The organism is Rhodothermaceae bacterium (assembly GCA_009838195.1).
In the GTDB taxonomy this organism is placed as follows: Bacteria; Bacteroidota; Rhodothermia; order Rhodothermales; family Bin80; genus Bin80.
Genome location: VXSC01000019.1, coordinates 64,877 through 85,171, shown reverse-complemented (window position 1 = coordinate 85,171; position 20,295 = coordinate 64,877). Strand labels below are relative to the sequence as shown.

The 20,295-nt window shown below is 50.7% G+C and carries 10 protein-coding genes; 9 read left to right on the top strand and 1 reads right to left on the bottom strand.

Translation table 11 applies throughout. The features are described 5' to 3' along the window. Positions 1–32: 32 nt before the first annotated feature. Positions 33–1,736, bottom strand: coding sequence for an SGNH/GDSL hydrolase family protein (locus F4Y64_04510; GenBank protein MXX96862.1), 1,704 nt, complete (start codon positions 1,734–1,736; stop codon positions 33–35). A gap of 579 nt (positions 1,737–2,315) precedes the next feature. Here F4Y64_04510 and F4Y64_04505 point away from each other — a divergent pair. The 9 genes from F4Y64_04505 to F4Y64_04465 all read left to right on the top strand — a co-directional run bounded on the left by F4Y64_04505 (position 2,316) and on the right by F4Y64_04465 (position 20,168). After that, entirely contained in the window at positions 2,316–3,308 is a 993-nt protein-coding gene (locus F4Y64_04505) for a LacI family transcriptional regulator (protein MXX96861.1), read from the top strand. Positions 3,309–3,444: 136 nt separating this feature from the next. After that, on the top strand, positions 3,445–5,076 hold the full coding sequence (locus tag F4Y64_04500) for a CRTAC1 family protein (GenBank protein MXX96860.1): 1,632 nt from the start codon (positions 3,445–3,447) through the stop codon (positions 5,074–5,076). After that, entirely contained in the window at positions 5,073–6,257 is a 1,185-nt protein-coding gene (locus F4Y64_04495; GenBank protein ID MXX96859.1) for a tetratricopeptide repeat protein, read from the top strand. The genes F4Y64_04500 and F4Y64_04495 overlap by 4 nt, the downstream gene beginning before the upstream one ends. A gap of 213 nt (positions 6,258–6,470) precedes the next feature. Beyond that, positions 6,471–9,452: a T9SS type A sorting domain-containing protein gene (locus F4Y64_04490; protein MXX96858.1), complete on the top strand. Its 2,982-nt coding sequence runs from the start codon at positions 6,471–6,473 to the stop codon at positions 9,450–9,452. After that, positions 9,452–12,217, top strand: a complete 2,766-nt coding sequence (locus tag F4Y64_04485) for a TonB-dependent receptor (protein ID MXX96857.1) — start codon at positions 9,452–9,454, stop codon at positions 12,215–12,217. The genes F4Y64_04490 and F4Y64_04485 overlap by 1 nt, the downstream gene beginning before the upstream one ends. Then, the gene (locus F4Y64_04480) at positions 12,217–15,594 is read left to right on the top strand and encodes a hypothetical protein (protein MXX96856.1); all 3,378 of its coding nucleotides are present in this window, start codon (positions 12,217–12,219) and stop codon (positions 15,592–15,594) included. The genes F4Y64_04485 and F4Y64_04480 overlap by 1 nt, the downstream gene beginning before the upstream one ends. Next, positions 15,591–16,646: a PorV/PorQ family protein gene (locus F4Y64_04475; protein ID MXX96855.1), complete on the top strand. Its 1,056-nt coding sequence runs from the start codon at positions 15,591–15,593 to the stop codon at positions 16,644–16,646. The genes F4Y64_04480 and F4Y64_04475 overlap by 4 nt, the downstream gene beginning before the upstream one ends. Then, a complete protein-coding gene (locus tag F4Y64_04470) occupies positions 16,546–17,886 on the top strand; it encodes a peptidylprolyl isomerase (GenBank protein MXX96854.1) in 1,341 nt (446 codons plus the stop codon). Before F4Y64_04475 ends, F4Y64_04470 begins: the two co-directional genes overlap by 101 nt. Before the next feature lie 425 nt (positions 17,887–18,311). Then, positions 18,312–20,168, top strand: coding sequence for a family 16 glycosylhydrolase (locus F4Y64_04465; protein MXX96853.1), 1,857 nt, complete (start codon positions 18,312–18,314; stop codon positions 20,166–20,168). Positions 20,169–20,295: the final 127 nt, after the last annotated feature.

The following is a 20,295-nucleotide window of genomic DNA, read 5'->3' as shown; positions in this document are numbered from 1 at the left end:
GGGCAACAACCACAAGATCAACCCCAGATAAATCAACGACCTGACTGTGCCGCTCTCTGATACCTTCGGAAATAAACCTCTGCATTCAAGGTATCCCCCGTCAGGACCAAATAGCGAGCCATATTGTAAAGCATCACCGGCGATTCCGGGTAAGAAGATTCAATCTGATGCAACAGGATCCCCGCAGCCCTGAACGCTCCCTGCCGCAGCCGTAATGCTGCCAGTATATTCAAATTGATCTCCGATGGCTGCCTCGCTACCACTAGCTGCATCACCTCCCCAGCCAAGTTGCTTGATTGTCTCGAAGCAAGATCTGCAGCCTGTACGTGCATGCGTTCATTAAAGGGCTGCCAGTACAGAAGTGAGCGTGTATGGGCCAGTGCCTGAGCCGTATCCAGAATTGCAAGGTTACGTGTTCTGGCTTCTAGGAGTGCTTCGTAGATGGGCAGTTGGATGGTAACGGCCAGCGCTGCCAACGAATCTGCAGCGCTTCCCGATTCCCGATGAATCTCCAAGATCTGCTCAAACTGGCGCATTTCCTCCTCCTCTGTGAGCCCTTCTCTGAACGGAAAGCCTAAACGGAGCCTGGCGATCAGTAATCTGGCATACGCAGCATCCAATGGGGATGGATCTCGGGCACCCAAATCCAAGCCCTGGACGTTCACATTCTCCTCCATGGCACGGATGAAAGCCTTCGCGATCAGATCATACCCAAATGCGGTCGGATGAAGATGGTCGGTGAACAGAGAGTCGCTGACCTGATCCGCAAAGAATGACTCCGTATCGACTTTAATCACACCGTGATCCAATGCCAGACGATTGATCACCTGGTTCATTGCCTCTGGAGCTCGAAACCGAATGGGATCATATTCCTTGGCCTCTACGAAAGCTTCCATCGCTGCAGTCGTATCCCCGAGCACCCAACTCTCTTGGCCGTGCTCCCATGCCTCGTTAGCAATTGAATTGACTCCCAGGGGTGGCTGGCCGCGAAGGTTTGAAACCAATGTGCCGACATAGGTCTGGATCCCGGCTCGATCCAGTGATCGAAGGATTGCTGCCAAATTTTTTTCAAAGTTCTCTATCCCGGCAGCGTATACCGGACCGTCCCGGGTAATGGCGACGTCTGTCGTAGACTGTGCCATCATCGTTCGGTTCGACTCGTTAGGGGGTGAAATAATCCGCTCAAACCTTCGGAACAGCACACTTTTCTTGAACCAGAAAAGCGTACGCGTAAGTATTCGCCTTCGATTCGGACCGCCGGCTCCGTATGCTCCGTAGTATTCATTGTGCCCCGCATAAATCAGGACGATGTCCGGCTTCATCTGGAGAACATGAGGAGTAATATCTCGGAGGACATGACTGCTAAGCGCAGTCATCCCGAGGTTGATCATTTCCACCTGACGGGTTGGCTCAATTGAGCGCAGCCTTGCTGCAACTCTCTCTGGAAATCCAGAATTAAACGGATACGGATAGCCGGCAGTGGACGATCCACCCAGAGTTACAATCCGAAGAACGGAGTCGGGCTTCTCCTTCAGAAAAGGATTATAGGCAACTTGAGGGACGAAGCCCCGAAAATAACGACTCGCATAGGCAGGATTTACAGTCTGATACTCTGATTCTCCCGGAACAGGAATGAGAAAAGGATCTGTTCCGAAAAGACGGACGACTCCCTCCACTACTACCAGAAGCACCAGTGGCATTAGTATTGCCAAGGCTTTGAATACAGCCGTTCTCATGTCCAAACAAGCATTACCGGATCCACTTTCCGTACGATTACCTGCACTGACGCTGACTGGCTCAGGTAGCTGCGGTGTCTATCGTATTCCAATCAGATTTCTCCGATAAAAGTAAGCAAACTGGGCTAATCGCGGCAGGGCCAACCCCGTCAGCACTTCCAGTTCCTGGTGCACAATCGGACATTGATTGTCACCTGACTTTTCGTCCCTGACAACCTTAGCCAGCCAGACTCTACCCCACAAGGATCCTTATTATCCCGGGAAATTCCCCTAAATTGGTCCGTGAGAACTACCTGACCTTATGGCTAGGATTCGTGCCATACCCACTACTTTATTTTGAACTATTTCTCAACCTGTAGCCGTTTTGACGATTCACTATCTTTGACGGCGACCAAGCCCTTTGGGCACCGCGTCCGTTCTGCAACTAGTTATCTGACCTGACTGTTTTCCCAAATGGCTCATTATGGTTGCAATGATTATATGATTTCCTGAAACAACCTGAGGGCTTTGTGCCATGAATTCCGTTAATTCACACAGTTTGAGGTATCATTACCCTTTGTTTCTTATTTCTTGCTTTTGATGGACCCGACTGTTCATGATGTAGCACGCCGTGCTAATGTATCTATCTCCACCGTATCTCGTGTACTCAATAATTCTGCTCCCGTCAGTGAAGATAAACGTAGGCGTGTGCTGCAAGCCGTCAAGGATCTGCAGTTTACTCCCAACCCAGCGGCTCGAAGCCTTCTAGGACAGGCTACTGGCACAATCGGAGCCATCTTACCGCACATTACGGGGGAGTTTTTTGCCGACTTGTTAAGTGGCCTTGATGAAGGCATCAAACAACATGAATATTTGTTGATGGTCAGTGCATCAAGACGGTTGGAGCATGATTTCATTGCCGCGCTTCAAGGAATGTACAAGCGAGTTGACGGACTGGTTATCATGGCCCCAGAGCTTTCGGCAGAGCGGGTGCTCACATTGACTGGTTCGTCAGTTCCCGTCGTTTTTCTAAACACACACTCAACCACACCAGGAATGCTCTCGGTGAACTTTAATAACCGTGATGGTATGGTGAAAATAGCTCGGCATATTGCTGACCGCGGTCATAAACGCGCTGCATATATTGGGGGACCGAGCGATGCATTTGATGCGCAGGAACGACAACAAGGGTTTCTCGAAACCGTCCCGGACGGACTCAAGGTGATGCCTTATTCCGGTGATTTTTCATTTGAGTGTGGGTACAAGAATGGGCAGAAAATTCTCAATTCATCCCCACGCCCCACCGTGATTGTGGCAGCCAATGATCTGAGCGCACTTGGTGCCATGCGGGCTCTCCTAGAAAATGGAATCAGCGTACCGGATGAGATCGCAGTGACTGGCTTTGACGGAACAAGAAGCGCTCATTTTTCGACCCCGTCGCTCACAACGGTAAATGTCCCGATTGGACAGTTAGCTGCGAATGCAGTCGAGCTTCTGGTGAACCAACTCTCAAATGAGTCGCCGTATGAAAGTCCCGAAAAACCCGCTGAATTAGAACTGATCGTCAGAGAATCTTCTTCAAAGAAATACTGATCTAGGCCGCGTGTGGAGATTTCGTCCATTCGACCAATTGGGTTCCACAATAAAGAACTCACGGAAGGCTCCCGTCAACTCTTACGCAGGAACTACTCAAAGGAGATCATCTGCCTGATTGCTTCGATTGCCAGTCATGCACAGACAAGAACGCTTGATCTACTTACTTGTATTTTCGGCATCTCTGTATGCAAGTTGTGCTTCTCCGGAACCGGAGTGGAAATTCGTTGAAATCACACAACAGGCTGGGCTCAGCGAATTCAAACATGTCAATGGCGCAGAAGGAGATTGGTACCTGCCAGAAACGATCGGCGCCGGAGGGGCATTTCTAGACTACAACCAGGACGGCCATATTGATCTTGCCCTTGTGGGGGGATCAGCCTGGAACGATTCCACTAGCCGAGGACTCTGGTTGTACCAAGGCACCGGCGATGGCCACTTTCGAGATGTGACCGAAGAAATGAATCTTTCGCTGGTTAATGGCTACGGGATGGGGATCATCTCGGGGGACATTGATCGTGATGGGGATGAAGATCTATACCTTACAACCCTTGAAAAGAATTATCTGCTGGTCAATGTAGGGGATAGTTTTCGCGACGCAACACTTGAATCCGGCCTGGATGCGCCGCCAGAATGGAACGTATCAGCAATCTTTCTGGATGCCAACCGGGATGGATGGCTGGACTTGTATGTAACCGGGTACGTTGACTGGTCGATAGACACTGACTTGGTTTGTACCAGTGATGGGGTGCAAAAACGCTACTGTACCCCGGAGCTCTATACGGGTACTCCCGCACGCTTCTACCTCAACCGCGGCGACGGGACGTTCATTGAACATACCCAAGCCTCTGGGCTTTCGGGATCTGGAAAGACGTTAGGCGTCGTCACGATGGATGTGAATCGGGATCATTGGCCTGACATTGTCGCCGCAAACGACACAGATCCCGATCAGCTATTTCTGAATCTTCAGGACGGCTCTTTCGAAGAGGTTGGGCTTTCTCGAGGGATGGCATTGGATCCCCGCGGCCGTGCCCGCGCGGGAATGGGAATCGATGCAGGTGTCGTGGATTCTACAGGAGAACCGACTATTTTTATTGGGCACTTTGAAGATCAAATGAATGGAGTCTACCGGCGTACCCCGTCAGGATTCTTTGAAGAGCGAGGCCCTAGGAGTAGAATCGGCCCCTTAAGTCTTCCGGCACTCACCTTCGGCATGGTTTTATTTGATGCCGATTTAGACGGTGACCTGGATCTATTGGCCGCTAACGGCCATATCAACCCACAGGCCAGTGAGCGGAGTGACATTGCAAGTTACAAGCAGCTCCCCCAACTTTTCCTGAATGACGGTCACGGTATGTTCGCGGACGAATCCCAAAGACTTGGATTGACGCTCCCCATGGTTGGACGAGGTGCTCTCACTGCAGATATTGATCATGATGGGGATATTGACGTTTTGATCACGGAAAACAATGGAGGAGCCCGGTTATTTCGCAATGACCTCCCTCCCGAGGCAAACTACCTACGTATCCAGCTGAATGGTCTGTCCGTGGATGCAACGATTACTCTCCAAACGGGATCGCAAAAACAATTCCGTCGAATTCGGGCAGGACACAGCTACGCTTCTCAGTCCGAAATGGCAGTGACGATTGGACTTGGAAACGTCCAACATGTTGATACGCTCACCGTATTCTGGCCGAGTGGCATTGTGACACAACGCACGAATATTCCTGCCAACCAAACCCTTGAGTTACGGGAGACAGATTTATGAGAGTTTTAGCATTGTCCCTCTTGCTGATGTTCACTGGCTGTACCTCTTCCGACAGGCAACCGGACGTCACTCAATTTATTCTCCGAGGCAATGAGGCATTCCAGGCTGGCGACTATACCGGAGCCCTGAAATTCGCTGACAGCGCGCTAGCACACAACAGTAATTCCTCTGATGCATACTTCCTTCGTGGACGGGTATATTTCGAACTTGAGCAGTGGGACCATGCGGAAGCTGCGTATCTGGCCGTTGTTGACCTTGAACCTGATTACCCTGGTGTTCGGCACAACCTTGGGAACATCTATTATTTCCAGAGACAATACCGGAGTGCTCTTACGCAATTTATTCAGGCTACCGAGAGCCGTACTTCTGCAAACTCCTGGCATGCTGCGGGAGCAGTGTATAATGCTTTGTCGCTGCCCGACAGCGCGGCGGCGGCGTTCGATCAAGCAATTCGATTAGACTCTTTGTACGGACCTGTGCACACTAGCATTGCTGATTTGCTGGAAGAGCAGGGACACTATCCCGAGGCCCTGGACCGAACCAGGATTGCCCTCACAATCCGCCCTAATCATCTTCCAGATCGGCTCCGACAGGGACGGCTATTATTGCGACTCGGTCATTCGGACGAAGCTACTGCACTTTTGCAGCCCATTATCACAGAATACCCACACCTTGCCGAACCCCGGTTCCTCCTGGGCCAGGCACTGCAACAGTCCGGGTTCATGGAGCAGTCGGCCAAATTCCTTTCAGAGGCGGACTCGCTCCGGGAGATTGAGCAAAGGCGGGGGCAATTGGCAAACACGGCAGAGACGCAACCAACAAATTTTCAGGCACAAGTGGACTATGCCACCGCACTTCGCCGCTCCGGTCATCTAGAAGAGTCGCTAAAAAGATACTTCATTGCAAAGGCACTACGCCCGGAGAACCTGGACCTACAATTCCACATCGCCACACTGGAGACAGACATTGGAAATCTTGCGAATGCTGAAGAAAGGTTACTGCGGATTTTAGCTGCGGATTCAAGCTATGTAATTGCGTGGCTGGGCTTAGCGACCGTGTACGGAAAAACAAACCGTACTACCCCGGCAACAAACGCCTTGCAGCAAGCCGCTCGGATCAACCCTGATCATCCGGCCGTACGGCAATTCCTGGGACAAACGCCGCCCGACCCTTCACAATGAAGAATGGGCCTCCCAGGTAGATCCCCTAATTATTCGACCCGAACCGACTCGCGACTAAGGATCGTTTGGGCAGACTCTAATGAAGCCGTATCCGACTAATGACCCGGGAAATGGGCCGTGACCTGACTTGATTTCTGAAATTACAATTCGGCCAGATAAGTCGCCCCATTAGGTATTTATGAAAACCTTTTCGTATATTCGCTCTTTCCGGAAATGCTGCGGGCATGCCTCGTAAATTTACTGGCAACCTGCCATAGTCCGGAATCTTTTATTTCACCTAACATTGGGAGCCCCATGAAACACACACTTACTCCATTATTAACCCTCGCACTTGTGCTTGTAGGAGTCACAAATGTGCAGGGTCAAGCTGGTCCACCGCTAGGAGACGACTTCATTTTCTTTGTCGACGAAATCAGCACGATGGTCCCAGCACACGATCTCATGGTTGTTGACGATCCTGCGGACGCCACAAATAAGGTCATTGAGTTTACGTACGGAAGCTGGACGTTCAACGCGTTCCGTTGGGTACCTGAAGTAGGCGTTGATATCTCACAAAATCGGGAGGATGGGGATGTCTTTCATGCCCGATTCTGGGTTCACCCCGAAAATGCTGGTAAGGGGAGAGTTCATTTTATGTTTGAAGACAAAACCGATGGAGACAGCGCAGATGACGGATCAGCAGATCTGCCGTTCCGCTTGGTCTGGCACATCCCCGAGAGCATGCGTGACGGCCAGTGGCACACGATCTCTGTACCACTCCCACCCGCTACATACGACGAGCTGGAAGCCGCCAGAGCAGCCGGGGAACTGGATGGCCTGGATAGCTTGTGGTTCTACGCCGGTGCGTACTCCGTTCCGGGAAACTTTGGAGTCGGAATTAGTGATAGATTGGGCCCTAACACTGAAGAGCGTCCCGACCTGTGGGAAGAATTTGAGTGGACGAACGTTCAGACCCTTGGGGTACAATTTGACAACAGCCAAGGCGGAAATACGATTTATATCGATGATGTCTACATCGGGGCCGCGGATCTGGAACTCCATCCCCCAGCTGAGCCTGGTGATCCAGGCCCACCTCTCGGAGATGACTTCATCTTTTTTGTCAACGGAGTCAACACGATGATTCCAGAATTTAATGGTGAGGTCGTAGACGATCCGAGCGACCCCACAAATAAAATAACGCTTCACCAATACGTGCAAGATACCTGGTCATTCCAGAAGTTCCAGTTTGCGGCAGATGTGGGCGTAGATATGTCACAAAATCGGATGGACGGAGATGTTCTCCACGCCCGAATTTGGGTTGACCCCGTGAATGCGGGAAAACCTAGAGTTCAATTATTGATGGAGGATAAAACCGATGGTAGTGGCGCGAACGACGGATCGGCTGACCTGCCCTTTCGCCTAGTCTGGCGCATCCCTGAAAGCATGCGTGACGGCCAATGGCATACAATCTCTGTGCCTCTTCCCCCACCCACGTATGCCGAACTGGAAGATGCCAAAGCTGCTGGAGAGCTTGATGGCTTGGATAGCCTGTGGAAATATGCCGGTGCATGGTCTAACGGGCAATTCGGGGTTGGCGTTTCTGACGAATTAGGACCCAATACCTCAGACAACCCCGATCTATGGCAAGAATTTGAGTGGACGAACGTTCAGAACCTCGGAGTCCACTTTGACAACAATGATGGTGGGGGAAATATTTATTTGGACGATGTCTACATCGGGGCTGTGGATCTGGACCTCTCCGACCAAACCGCACCACCACCACCAGCTGCGGGAGTTTCTGCTGTGGCTACAGCCGATAGTAACACAGTTTCCTGGGCGAGTGTCGACGGCGCCAGTGCTTACAGGGTTTATTATAGCCTAGAAGAAATCACGGATATCGGGGTAACCGGTGTGGGACTTGTGGCCCAAGTCGGTGGCGATGTTACCTCAACTGCTCACAGGTTTGAGCTTCCTCATTCATCCCTTGGGCCGCTTACACTTAATTACGCAGTCACCACGCTTAATGATTCGGGGGTTGAGAACGAGGACGTCTCCACGAGCACGGCCAGTGTCGCAAATGAAAACCTTACTGTCCAGCCTTACATTGCCGAGTTAACCATGGACGAGGTCGACAACCTGAGTGATCTACTTTTTGATGACTCATTCGAGAATATTGTAGTAGATGGGTTCCCAGAAGGATATATGCCCTTTGAACTCAACATGGCACATTCGAAACCTGGGGATGGTGGGCGATTGAGCGAGGATGAAGACCTCAGTGGCAAGCTTTGGGCAGGCTACAATGCAGATCCCCCCGAACTTTATCTATATGTGGAGGTGACGGATGATGAAATCTCGTTGCAGGCGTCTGGTGGCAATCCTGGCGACGGCTGGGAACATGACAGTATTGAGTTTGGCTGGGGTAACTATGATTTAAGAGATATACCTGGTGGTGGGATCTTTACCGGTTCTCCTCCTGATCGGGATCTGCGTGAACGAGCTACAACGCGTGGGGAATTCGCCGACTACCAGTTCCGTATCGGTGGGCAGGGAGACGGGACCAAGGCAGGTACGGAAGCATATGCATTTGTCGGCTTCAGTATTGATGCAATCCCGCAAGGAGGAGGAGCAATCTACGATCAACTCACGGATGAAAATGGCGGGGTTGTTGGCTACAAAATTCTTTCCCTGTTCCCCATGGATCAGATTCAAAGTGTTGATGACATGGATGCAGTCGTTCCCTTGCCTACCGGCGATGAAATTGGCTATTTCCCCTTCAACTTCGTGCTGAATGATGGGGACGGAGGGAACCGTGATAATCAGATTCAATGGTCAACGAAGGCAAATGCAGACGGGCAGTGGTGGAATACGCCAGCACAGTGGCCGGCTGTAGCACTCGTCGGTCGAACAATGGAAACTGGAGTGAATGTTGAAGTTGAAGAACTGCCAGGTGAGATTGTTCTGGATCAGAATTATCCGAATCCGTTTAATCCCAGCACCTCAATCCAATTCTCACTTCCCGCTTCCGAAAGCGTAACCCTGCGCGTGTTTGATGCAATGGGGCGGACCGTGGCAACGCTGTTAGATCGAAAACCACACATGGCAGGTAAACACACGGTCCAGTTCAATGCCGAAGGGCTGGCATCCGGTATTTACTTCTATAGACTTGAAACAGGATCGTCGGTACTAATGACCCAACGTATGGTCCTGATCAAATAATGCAAACATTATCGGGACGCAAGCATGCTGGATTCTGCGTGATCCTATTCTTGCTTTCTATCGGTGGGGTGGGAAGTTTATCTGCCCACCCCACCGATGGCCCGACCGGGAAGATTGCCGGCAGAGTCCTCGAAGCAGGGACAGACTTGGCGCTGCCTGGGGTGAACGTGGTCATCGTAGGAACCTCAATCGGGGGAGTAACCGATGCAGATGGATATTATCATATCCTGAACGTCCCTCCAGGAACCTACAGTGTTCGGGCATCCTTCGTCGGTTTCGCGACCGTGATCACGCAAAATGTACGCGTGGTACAGGACCAAACTACCACCGTAAATTTTGAGCTTCGTGAGGAGACCATTGAGGGAGAAGAGGTTATTGTGGTGGCAGAGCGCCCGATTGTGGAGATGGACCGGACAACAACCACATCTGTGATTGATGCCGAACAACTTGAAGTATTGCCGGTGACCAATGTGCGGGATGCAATCAACCTGCAAGCAGGTGTAGTCGACGGGCACTTCCGAGGAGGACGAACTGGCGAAGTGACCTACCTAGTCAACGGGGTTCCCATTACCAATGCCTTCAGCAAAGATGCCGCGTTCGATATTGAACAGAACATGGTCGAAAGCCTGGAGGTCATCAGTGGGGTCTTTAATGCTGAATATGGCCAGGCGACCAGCGGTGTCGTGAATATTGTCACGAAAGATGTACCTGACAAATGGAGTGGATCCCTCCTCGCCTATGCTGGCGCGATTGCCAGTAATCGCGATTTGGAGTTTGTCGGACGAACCGCGGGCCCTGGACAGGCACTCTCCTTCTCCGACTTTGCTCCAGACACGGTCTCGTATGCCGAAGCAGCCAGCTTACCGAACCTGGTTGATGTCCAGGCGTCTCTGGGAGGCCCAATCCTTCGTGATCGTCTAGGAATCCAAGCCACTGTCCGTTATCTGCAGGACAACTCGCACTTTATTGGACGAAATTTATTTGCGCCATCAGATTCATCCCAAAATCTAAATACCGGACTACCCCCGGAGGCGTGGATCATTGCCTCTTCAGGAAATGGCGATTTCGTCCCCCGTAACCGCACGGATCGCGTGTCTGTAAACGCCACCCTCGGTTACTCATTGACCTCCCGGCTGAAGTTTGACTACAATATTTTTATCCAGTCAGGCACTTTCAAACCATACAGTCACTTTCGCAAGTACACTCCTGACGGGATAAACACCGTTCACTTTTTTAACCAGACACACATCTTGGGAGTACGTTATACGATCGGCAACAGTGCATTTGCCAATCTATCGTACAGCTATCTGCATGATAAGACGGATGTGTATCTGTACGAGTCTCCATTCGATGAACGCTATGTGAGTAGCGATTTTGGATTTCTACAGGGGGCCAATGCATTTGCTGTCTCCGGCAATGACCTGGGCACCAGTGACCAACTCACGGCAACACATACGGTTGTAGCCGATTACTCCCATCAACTCAACCGGGTTCACCTTGTCAAGGTAGGAGTCCAAGCCCGTCTTCATACCTTGGATAACCGTGACTTTGGCATTGAACGTTCCTTCCGAACAGGGAACCTGCCCCAACCGTCCCCTGATCAGTTCGCCGATAATCTCCTTCAGGCAAAACCTGTTGAGTTCTCCGCGTACATCCAGGACAAAATGGAATTCACGGGATTGATTGTAAATGCAGGCCTGCGGTTTGATTACTTTGACCCGGATTATTTGTCTCCAATTGACTGGGGGCAGGGGGAGCTTGAAGAAATCCCCGATCCAGATAGTCCAGGGAGCACACGCTCCAACCGGGAGCCTGCAAAAGTAGACATGCAACTTAGCCCTCGACTTGGGGTGGCATTCCCAATCTCGGAAACCGGTGTGATGCGTTTTTCGGCAGGGCTCTTCTTCCAGATTCCTTCGTTCGGGCTACTGTACACAAATCCTGAATACGAGGTCAACCCCGCTTCCTTGTCCAATTCATTTGGTAATCCCGGGATCAATCCTGAACGTACCCTCTCGTTTGAGATCGGGCTGCAACAGGGGTTCACCAGTCGTATCGGGATGGAGATCACGGTCTTTTCAAAGGACGTGCGGAACTTGACAGGACAGGAAATTTCACGAACCCCGCAAGGCGACTTTGTAATCCGGTGGATTAACCGGGATTACGGCACAATCCGGGGACTCACGTTTTCCCTGTTCCAGCGCCCCGGAGGCTCCTTGAGCTGGACCATTGATTACACACTTCAATTCGCGGAAGGCACGTCCTCTAGCCCTGGAGAAGCATTTGGTCGCCAACAGGCCGGCCTGGATGAAATACTTTCTCTCGTCCGACTGGATTGGGACCGTAGACATGTGCTCAATAATACGATTACCTTGGAACCAATCTCGGGACTATCAATCACGCTGATCAATCGTTTGCAAAGCGGTACGCCTTACACAACAGTGCGAGAGTTTATCCGCTCGGCAAAAAAGAATAACGCAACCAAACCACTCATATTTGGAACGGATATCCGGATGTACTACCGCATTCCTGGAATCCGACCGAACGTGCAATTATTCCTGCAAGCCCAGAATGTCTTTGATACCGTCCAGGAGGTTGGCGTGTACGAAGATACCGGACGCGCAGATGAATCGGTCACACTGGAGCTCTTTCGGCGGACAGGTGCGCAGGTAGGTGGACTCAACAGCCTAGATGAGTTCTTTTATCGTCAGGGAAACTTTGGGGCACCACGTAAAGTCAGTATTGGACTCAACTACCGTTTCTAATGCAGTGCTCAAAAATCCAATGTATCCTTCTTGGCCTGGGCTTGCTCTGTATACTGCCTCCAATCGCAGAAGGGCAGAATATACCTCCCGATCTCAGGGGAGATGAGACTCTGATTGCACGTGGAATCTTGGATGGTAATCTGATAGAGACGAACTTCCGTAATCACGGTGAGCTCGCCCGATGGAATGACATCCCATGGGGGGTTTGGCCGCGAGGTATCGGAGGGCGCCACATTGATGGCGTGGGAATCATGGTCGCCGGACAGGTTCCAGGGGAACGTCTTAAGTGGCCGGAATTTTTCTCAGGAGCCAGAAACGATACGATCCTGAATCCAGTCATCCTTACGTATCGGGATTTTGGAAAACGGTTAAGCCCGGACGGTTCTCTCTGGGGGTGGACTCCCCTGCCAGGGTTCATGAATGAGAATCGCTTGGACCCAATTACTGGACAGCGGACCCCTACCCCCGCCCTTAGTGATGACCCGACTTCCTGGCCCCAGTTCTGGCCCGATCGCCTAAACAACCCTGATGACCCCGGTTGGCCGGGGAACTGGAACGGCTTTTTTGGTCGAAATGTCTTTAATGCAGACCTGGAAAGCTTCTACGTGATGGATGACTTTACAGATTTAGAGTATGCCATTGACCCCGAAACGCAACGACCAAACAGTGAATACGGTGTGTTCTATGCAAGCAGTGCAGATTCGACGATCGGGGGAATGGGACTGCAAACACAGGTTCGCCTCTTCCAGTGGGCCAATGTACTTGCGGAAGATCTCATGTTCATCCTCTACCGGATCACAAACGTCTCGAATAAAACCCATACGGATCTTTATCTGGGACAAATCATGGATTATGGCCTAGGGAATGAGGAGGGTGACGAAAATGCGGCCTTTGACCCTCAGCAGGATGTTGCATACGGCTGGGATCAGGATGGGATTGGTACACGCCCCACTGGAGGGAACTATGACTTAGGGTATACCGGGTTTGCATTCCTTGAGAGCCCGGCTCGAGCGAGTGATGCACTGGACAACGACGAAGATGGGATGACCGATGAGTCCAGATTCAACGGTCCCGGTACACTGGTAGAAGGACAGCAGCAGATCCTGGGGGTTGCCAGTTCAATGTATAATCTGGTGGATTTTGAAGCCTATTATGGCCCCATCGAGTCGCGACCGGCGTACATCGCTGGACGCTGGTGGACTGGGGATGAGAACTTGGACTGGGTTGGCTTTTCCGATGAAAATGGCAACGGAATCCTAGATCCCGGCGAGGCACTCAACAATGATGTAGGCCGAGATGGTCAAGGACCATTTGATCTGGGCTACCCTGGCCCCGATGATGGTGAGGCTGATGGGATCCCCACTCTTGGGGAGCCTAATTTTGACGAATTGGATGTAGATGAGTCTGATCAGGTTGGCTTGACTGGCTTTGATTTACAGACTCGCCCCTTTTATGAAAGCGGAGATAATCTACGCGACGACTCGTGGATGTGGGATCGTATCATCAACTATGCCCAATTTCCCTTGGGAACGAAACCTGAAGCCTTTAAGGCGGACCTTGAGCCCTTCATCCTTTTCTCCTCTGGAGAAATTGGGCTCGAATCGGGGGGGACAGATTTCTTCTCTACGGCCTGGATCTTTGGAGAAGATGAGCGTGATTTCTTCAAAAACCGTCGTACGGCCCAAAGCATTTTCAATGCTGATTACACGTTTGCTCAGCCCCCCTTCCTACCGGCATTGACCGCGGTCCCTGGTGATGGGCGCGTCGTGCTTAGTTGGGATACAATAGCGGTCCGAAGCTTCGACCGCTTTACCCAAGAGTTTGACTTTGAAGGATTCAAACTTTATAAAGGCACGGATCCTCTACTCTTTGATGCGCGCACAATTACGGACATAGATGGCACTGCTACCTTCTTTAAGCCCATTGCTCAGTGGGATTTAGAGAACGATATCCAAGGACCTGTCACCGTCTTAGAAGGCGAAGCCGTTTATAATTTGGGAGACAATACTGGCCTCCAGTTTTACTACATCGATGAGAATGTAACCAACGGAATCACCTACTATTATGCACTGGTCGCATATGATCGTGGGTTCCGGGATCCTAATGATCCGACGAAAGAGTCAATTGATCCCCAAGAAAACTCCTTCAATGTTAGTGTTAATCAGGCGGGACGCCTAACCGGATATTCACGCAATGCCGCTGTCGTCGTCCCGCGATCTGTCCCTGTTGGATATGTCGAGGGTGGTGCAAATGAGGATCTAAGCCGCGTAACTGAAGGACTCGGATCTGGATCCATCAATGTACGGGTAATTCAGGAGGCGCAGGCCGACTTTGAGGGGATCTATCGTATTTCTTTCTTTAGCGAACCCGTGTCTGATATTTCGGACCTGTACCAGACAAGAGCCTATGAGGTGGTAAACATTGTCTCCGGTGAAAACCTCATCGACCCGTCGCCAATGATTGATGCCACCCCTCCCGCAGGCGGGTTCATTATCGAAATAGACAACGTCGAATGTCCTCCTCCCTTGGGTTGCCAACTGGACCCGATGCAGACGGGATTTCTGGCAAACGAGGGCACGCAAAATGAAATCTATGATCTGGATCCGCGTACCTTGGATGGATACTCCACAAACTGGATTGCCTCGGTGGATCGGGATACCACATCAGCGTTTCGTGCATCGCCGGACGACTATCAGCTAATCTGGGTTTCCCCGAACGATTCCCTGTATCGACCACCACGATTCTTTGGATATTTGCGAGATGAAGTTCCAATCTTCACCATCAACAAAACCAAGAATATGCCTGCTGAACTCTTTATGCAGGATACCAATGACAGCGGTGTGTTTGATGCCGGAGATCAGGCTATTATCGCTGAGCGTCCTACCGGTCGTGGCCCTTGGCGTTTTCGTTACCGGATCAAGTTCAATTCTCCCGATGGAAGCTCTGTTGCCCCTGCTGCTGGAAACTCCTTTCATGTGAGTAGCAAAAAACCGTTTGCTACGGGAGATTTCTTCCAGTTTACCCTACGCTCATCGCTGATTGATACGGATCTGGCACGCAGCGAGCTTGATCGCATTGCTGTGGTTCCAAATCCCTACGTAGGCACCTCTTCGTTTGAACCTAGAAGCCAAATTGAAGGCCGAGGTGAGCGGCGGATCCAGTTTATCAATCTTCCGCCGCAGTGCACCATTCGCATCTTTAATATCCGGGGGGAACTGATCCGTACTCTTCATCACGATGGTGTGACGAGCGATGGAGCGGAGTGGTGGGATCTTCGCACGGAAGAGCAGCAGGATATTGCCTTTGGTGTGTATGTATTCCATGTGGAAGCTCCTGGTATAGGAGAACATGTGGGCAAATTCGCCCTTATTAAATGAGCCCTATCATCCGCATCGTGATCTACCGATTTGTGCTACCGTTGCTCTTGATCTTCTGTAGCTCAGATCTCGTGCTTGCGCAAAGCCGCACGGGGACCACTGCCGCCAGCTTCCTGACCCTTGGAACAGGTGCTCGTGGACAGGCGCTCGGGCATGCCTACACTGCCATTGCAACCGGCGCAGATGCGCTTTTCTGGAATCCAGCCGGCGCTGCCCGCTCCTACGGGAATCACTCCGCCGGAAGTGTATTTCTATCACATTCTCGCTGGTTCGCAGACATTGACTACAACGCCGCAGCCGTCGTAGTGCCTGTATATGGTGATCGTGTTCTGGGGCTTAGCGTCGCTGCAGTGAACTATGGGGATATGATCGTACGAACGGTCGCCTTCCCTGAGGGCACGGGCGAAACTTTTCGTGCGAGTGATTTTAGCTTAGGACTCACGTATGCGCAGCCTCTGACTGAATCCTTCTACTTTGGTGGCACAGCCAAATATGTCCGCCAACAGATCAGAGATATGACTGCCAGTACGATTGGCTTCGACTTTGGATTTGTTCTGCAGTCTGATTATCTGCGTGGACTGATTATCGCTGCATCAATCCAGAATTTCGGTGGAAAAATGCAGATGACCGGCGTCAACAGCGTTGTGTTTGTTGACATTGATGAAACGATCAGCGGCAATAATCCTGATATCCCTGCCCACATCGAAATGGATTCCTGGGATTTGCCCCTCTCCTTTAAGTTTGGCATTGCCATGCCGATTGTAAAGGCTGGAATGATTGAGTTATCTGCTCTGGCCGATATACAACAGAGCAACGATAATAGCCTGAATGGGGACGCAGGGGCTCAGTTGCGTGTCCATAACCGAACCTTTAATTTTGATCTTCGAGGCGGATACAAAGATCTATTCCTGGACAATGTAGACAGTCATCTGACGTTTGGAGCCGGAATAGATGTACGAACTTTCGGCGTTCGGCTTGGATTTGATTATGCATACACGCCATTTGACCTTCTCGGACAGACGCAGGTGGTGGATTTTCGGGTATATTTCTGAGTACTGGGGTATCCTCCCGATCTTGCTGTTGCTTGTCAGATGCTCCTCGCCCTTGAGTGAACGAGATCAAGCTCTAGCCCACATTGACGGACACGCCATTACTGTTGGAGATTTTGAACGCTCCTACGTCCAGGCATTAATCCAGAGCGGCCAGAATGATACCCCTGAAGCCCGTTATGAGCACCTTGACGTACTCATCGAAGAGCATCTCTGGTATGAGGAGGCTCTGCGCCGTAATCTGAACTCTGATTCATTACTCTCTGAGTTCACCGAACTATCCCTTAAACGTGCGGTCGGTGGACGTTACTACGAAATTGAATTTCTTGAGCGGCTCCCCCAGCTAACCGAAACAGAAATTCGGCAGGCATTCGCCCGGTATAAACAACCGATGATCGTCCGTCATCTCTTTTATCGCAATGAAGCCGATGCACGTACCGCCCATGCACGACTGGAGGCTGGAAATCCCTTCCTTGACGAGGCACAGGTTGCATTCAGAACCGAATATTTTGACTCTACGGCTGGGTGGCTTGGAGAAATTCGATACTTTCAGGTGGATGATGCCTTCGCTGAAGCTGCTTTTGCATTATCCGTAGGACAATATTCTGACCCAGTTCGTAGTCGACAGGGGTGGCACATTATCAAGGTTGAAGATCGGATAAGAACCCCTGTCATAGCAGAGTCCGAATTCCAAAACCGAAAAGGCGGCATCGCAGGCCTGTTACGCATCCGCAAAAGACGGTTGGAAGGAGATCGCTTTGTTCGCACCTTCATGGAAAATCGAAATGTGCAAATCAACGCGGAAGGTGTACGATCTCTTCGAGCCGCTCTGGGTCGAATCACGAATAACTCTGTTTCTCTTGACGACACCTATGATACTGCCGCACTCCCCCTGAAACCAGAAACACCACTCGCAACCTTTACGATGAATGGGAGCACTCATACCTTTACCGGTGATGATTATTTCTTCTGGCTCCCCGAACTTCCACCTTCCGAAGTAACCTCCAATCCGGCTGCCTCTTTGGGGCGTGCACTCCGCAATGAAGCGCTTGCATTGGCAGGTCTGCAGCTAGGACTCACAAAGGATCAGATTGTCCATGAGGATATTGCCAATTCCACCAGAACATACCTCGCCAATTCTATGCGGAGGTTACAGCCAGACAGTACTTTGTTAATCGCTCTTCGCTCAACTTCATCCATCCATGTAGATACGATGCTTTTCCGGCAAATTATGGTTAACTGATTCTCGTCCCTACGGTCGTCTCTCAAACACCAATAAGCAAGATTTTCTTGTAGCTCCATAAACTTTTCAAACAAGTTTTATACAACAATTTCGTTGACAACGATTCTGTTGTATATCACCGACAATCCTGTGAGATAATTCAATGAAAATATGCTCATACCTGCGAGACTTGAATGACTACATGTTTGAACACATACTGCATATACGAACATAGAACTTGGACTTGTGGACTGCGTCAGCGCCGGGTTTGACATGTGAATGAGTCCGGTAAGCTGTAGAGACACCCACGGACAGTTCGTACCTAAGTCCCCCATCAATTTGGCTTCCGGTATGTAGTTGGAAATTCAGGCCGAATACCCCCGAAATGTGAACATTTTGTCAAAATTTCTGTTTTCGCACATGGACAATTTGGAAACAACTGCCTCATGATACGCGCTATATTTTTGGCAATTTTTTGCTTTTTCGGTTTCGTTACAGCGTCTAATCTGTATGCTCAGTCATCATGGGAGTTGATATGGAGCGACGAGTTTGAATATACAGGACTCCCGGACCCCACTCTTTGGTCATATGACACCTGCCCCAATCTACCTGGATGTGGTAACGCAGAACAACAATCCTATACCGTAAATCGTGAGGAAAATGTACGAGTTGAGGATGGGCATCTAATTATTGAAGCTAAAAAAGAATCCCTGAATGGTCGTGACTACACTTCTGCTAAACTGGTCTCCAAAACAAAAGGGGACTGGACATATGGGCGGGTTGAAGTCCGTGCTCAACTCCCGTCTGGTGTTGGCACCTGGCCCGCAATTTGGATGCTCCCAACGAACAGTTCGTATGGCAATGGTGGGTGGCCCGATACTGGAGAGATTGACATCATGGAACATGTGGGACACAACCATGGATCCATTCATGCGACGATTCATACCGATGCCTACAATTGGAACGGGGGAGCACAACCCCCAGGCGGCTCAACACAAGTCTCCGATGCATCGGAGGCTTTGCATGTTTATGCCGTCGAGTGGACCCCGATCCAGATGGTATTTTCCGTAGACGGCAACCCGTACTGGACCTATTCCAAAGGACTGAGTAATTGGCAAAAATGGCCATTTGACAAAGATTTTTATTTGATCCTGAATATTGCAATCGGAGGCACCTGGGGAGGTCAACAAGGCATTGACGATAGTATCTTTCCGCAAAAAATGCTGATTGATTACGTGCGGGTTTACCGTTACGTGGATGTGCCTCAAGTTACAATTGAAGCCCCTGCGAGCCTAGAAGCAGGCAATACAGCTACTCTCACAGGGACTGCAAAAGATCCTGACGGCCGGATACTGAGAGTGGAACTCTATCAGGATGATGGTCTAATTGAAACGATCTCAGGCGGCGCAGCTGAGTGGAGTACCTCTGTTGAAAATGTATCCCAAGGATGCTATGCGGTGCGTGCCAGGGCAATTGATGTTGGCGGATGGTCTAGCTCATCAGAGACAGAGACGATAACTGTAGGCGATTCATGTACGCAGAATGCCCCCTATCTAATGCGCCCACACCCGATTCAAGAACGAATTCAGGCCGAGTATTTTGACCTGGGTGGCCCCGGAGTCGCCTATCGGGACCGCTCATCCTCAAATGATGGGAATGGGATTCGACTTGACGAAGGAGTGGATGTCTATCCTACAACCGATGGCATTGGCTACCACATTGGAAATACTGCACGAGGAGAATGGGTTGCCTACACCGTTCATGTAGAGCAGGCCGGAATGTATAACCTTCAAATCAGGATGGCCAGGACCAGTCAGGCAGCACGTATCTCATTTTCCCTCGAATTTGACGGTATCGATAAAACCGGGGTTATAGACCATGCTGCTCGCAGTGGTTTTCAAACTGTCCGTGTAGCCGGAATTGAACTGGATGAAGGGACCCAGGTGATGAAACTTCATTTCCATGCAGGAACGCCAGCGGTAAATTGGATGCAATTCCAATTGAGATCGCCGACCAGTAATGAAGATCTTCCCGAACATGATGAGACAAGCCTCCTTGGAAACTATCCTAACCCATTCACAAACTCCACTACCATAACCTATAGGGTCGGTAGCCCCAGTCGAGTGGTCCTGGAGCTATTCAACATACTTGGCCAACGCGTTCGCACACTGACGGACCACTATCACCAAGTAGGTGAGTATTCCACTGTGTTACACGCGGATGGATTGGGTACGGGGACCTATTTCTACACACTAACTGGAGATATCACAGCACAGCGTACACTTCACTATCTTGGACGCTAAACTTTTACCACCAATATGGGGATTCAAGACCTGATCTCCCCATCAAAGAGCTTTTTCTACCCTTGAGCCCCTGCTCTTCCAGTATCCACTATGATACTGGAGCGGCTTCTTTGTCTGTACCCGGCCC

Coding starts and splice junctions, on each gene's coding strand:
- F4Y64_04475 (MXX96855.1), top strand. CDS start 15,591: ATGAGCCCTATCATCCGCATCGTGATCTACCGATTTGTGCTACCGTTG.
- F4Y64_04480 (MXX96856.1), top strand. CDS start 12,217: ATGCAGTGCTCAAAAATCCAATGTATCCTTCTTGGCCTGGGCTTGCTC.
- F4Y64_04465 (MXX96853.1), top strand. CDS start 18,312: ATGATACGCGCTATATTTTTGGCAATTTTTTGCTTTTTCGGTTTCGTT.
- F4Y64_04510 (MXX96862.1), bottom strand. CDS start 1,736: ATGAGAACGGCTGTATTCAAAGCCTTGGCAATACTAATGCCACTGGTG.
- F4Y64_04470 (MXX96854.1), top strand. CDS start 16,546: ATGTACGAACTTTCGGCGTTCGGCTTGGATTTGATTATGCATACACGC.
- F4Y64_04500 (MXX96860.1), top strand. CDS start 3,445: ATGCACAGACAAGAACGCTTGATCTACTTACTTGTATTTTCGGCATCT.
- F4Y64_04485 (MXX96857.1), top strand. CDS start 9,452: ATGCAAACATTATCGGGACGCAAGCATGCTGGATTCTGCGTGATCCTA.
- F4Y64_04490 (MXX96858.1), top strand. CDS start 6,471: ATGCTGCGGGCATGCCTCGTAAATTTACTGGCAACCTGCCATAGTCCG.
- F4Y64_04495 (MXX96859.1), top strand. CDS start 5,073: ATGAGAGTTTTAGCATTGTCCCTCTTGCTGATGTTCACTGGCTGTACC.
- F4Y64_04505 (MXX96861.1), top strand. CDS start 2,316: ATGGACCCGACTGTTCATGATGTAGCACGCCGTGCTAATGTATCTATC.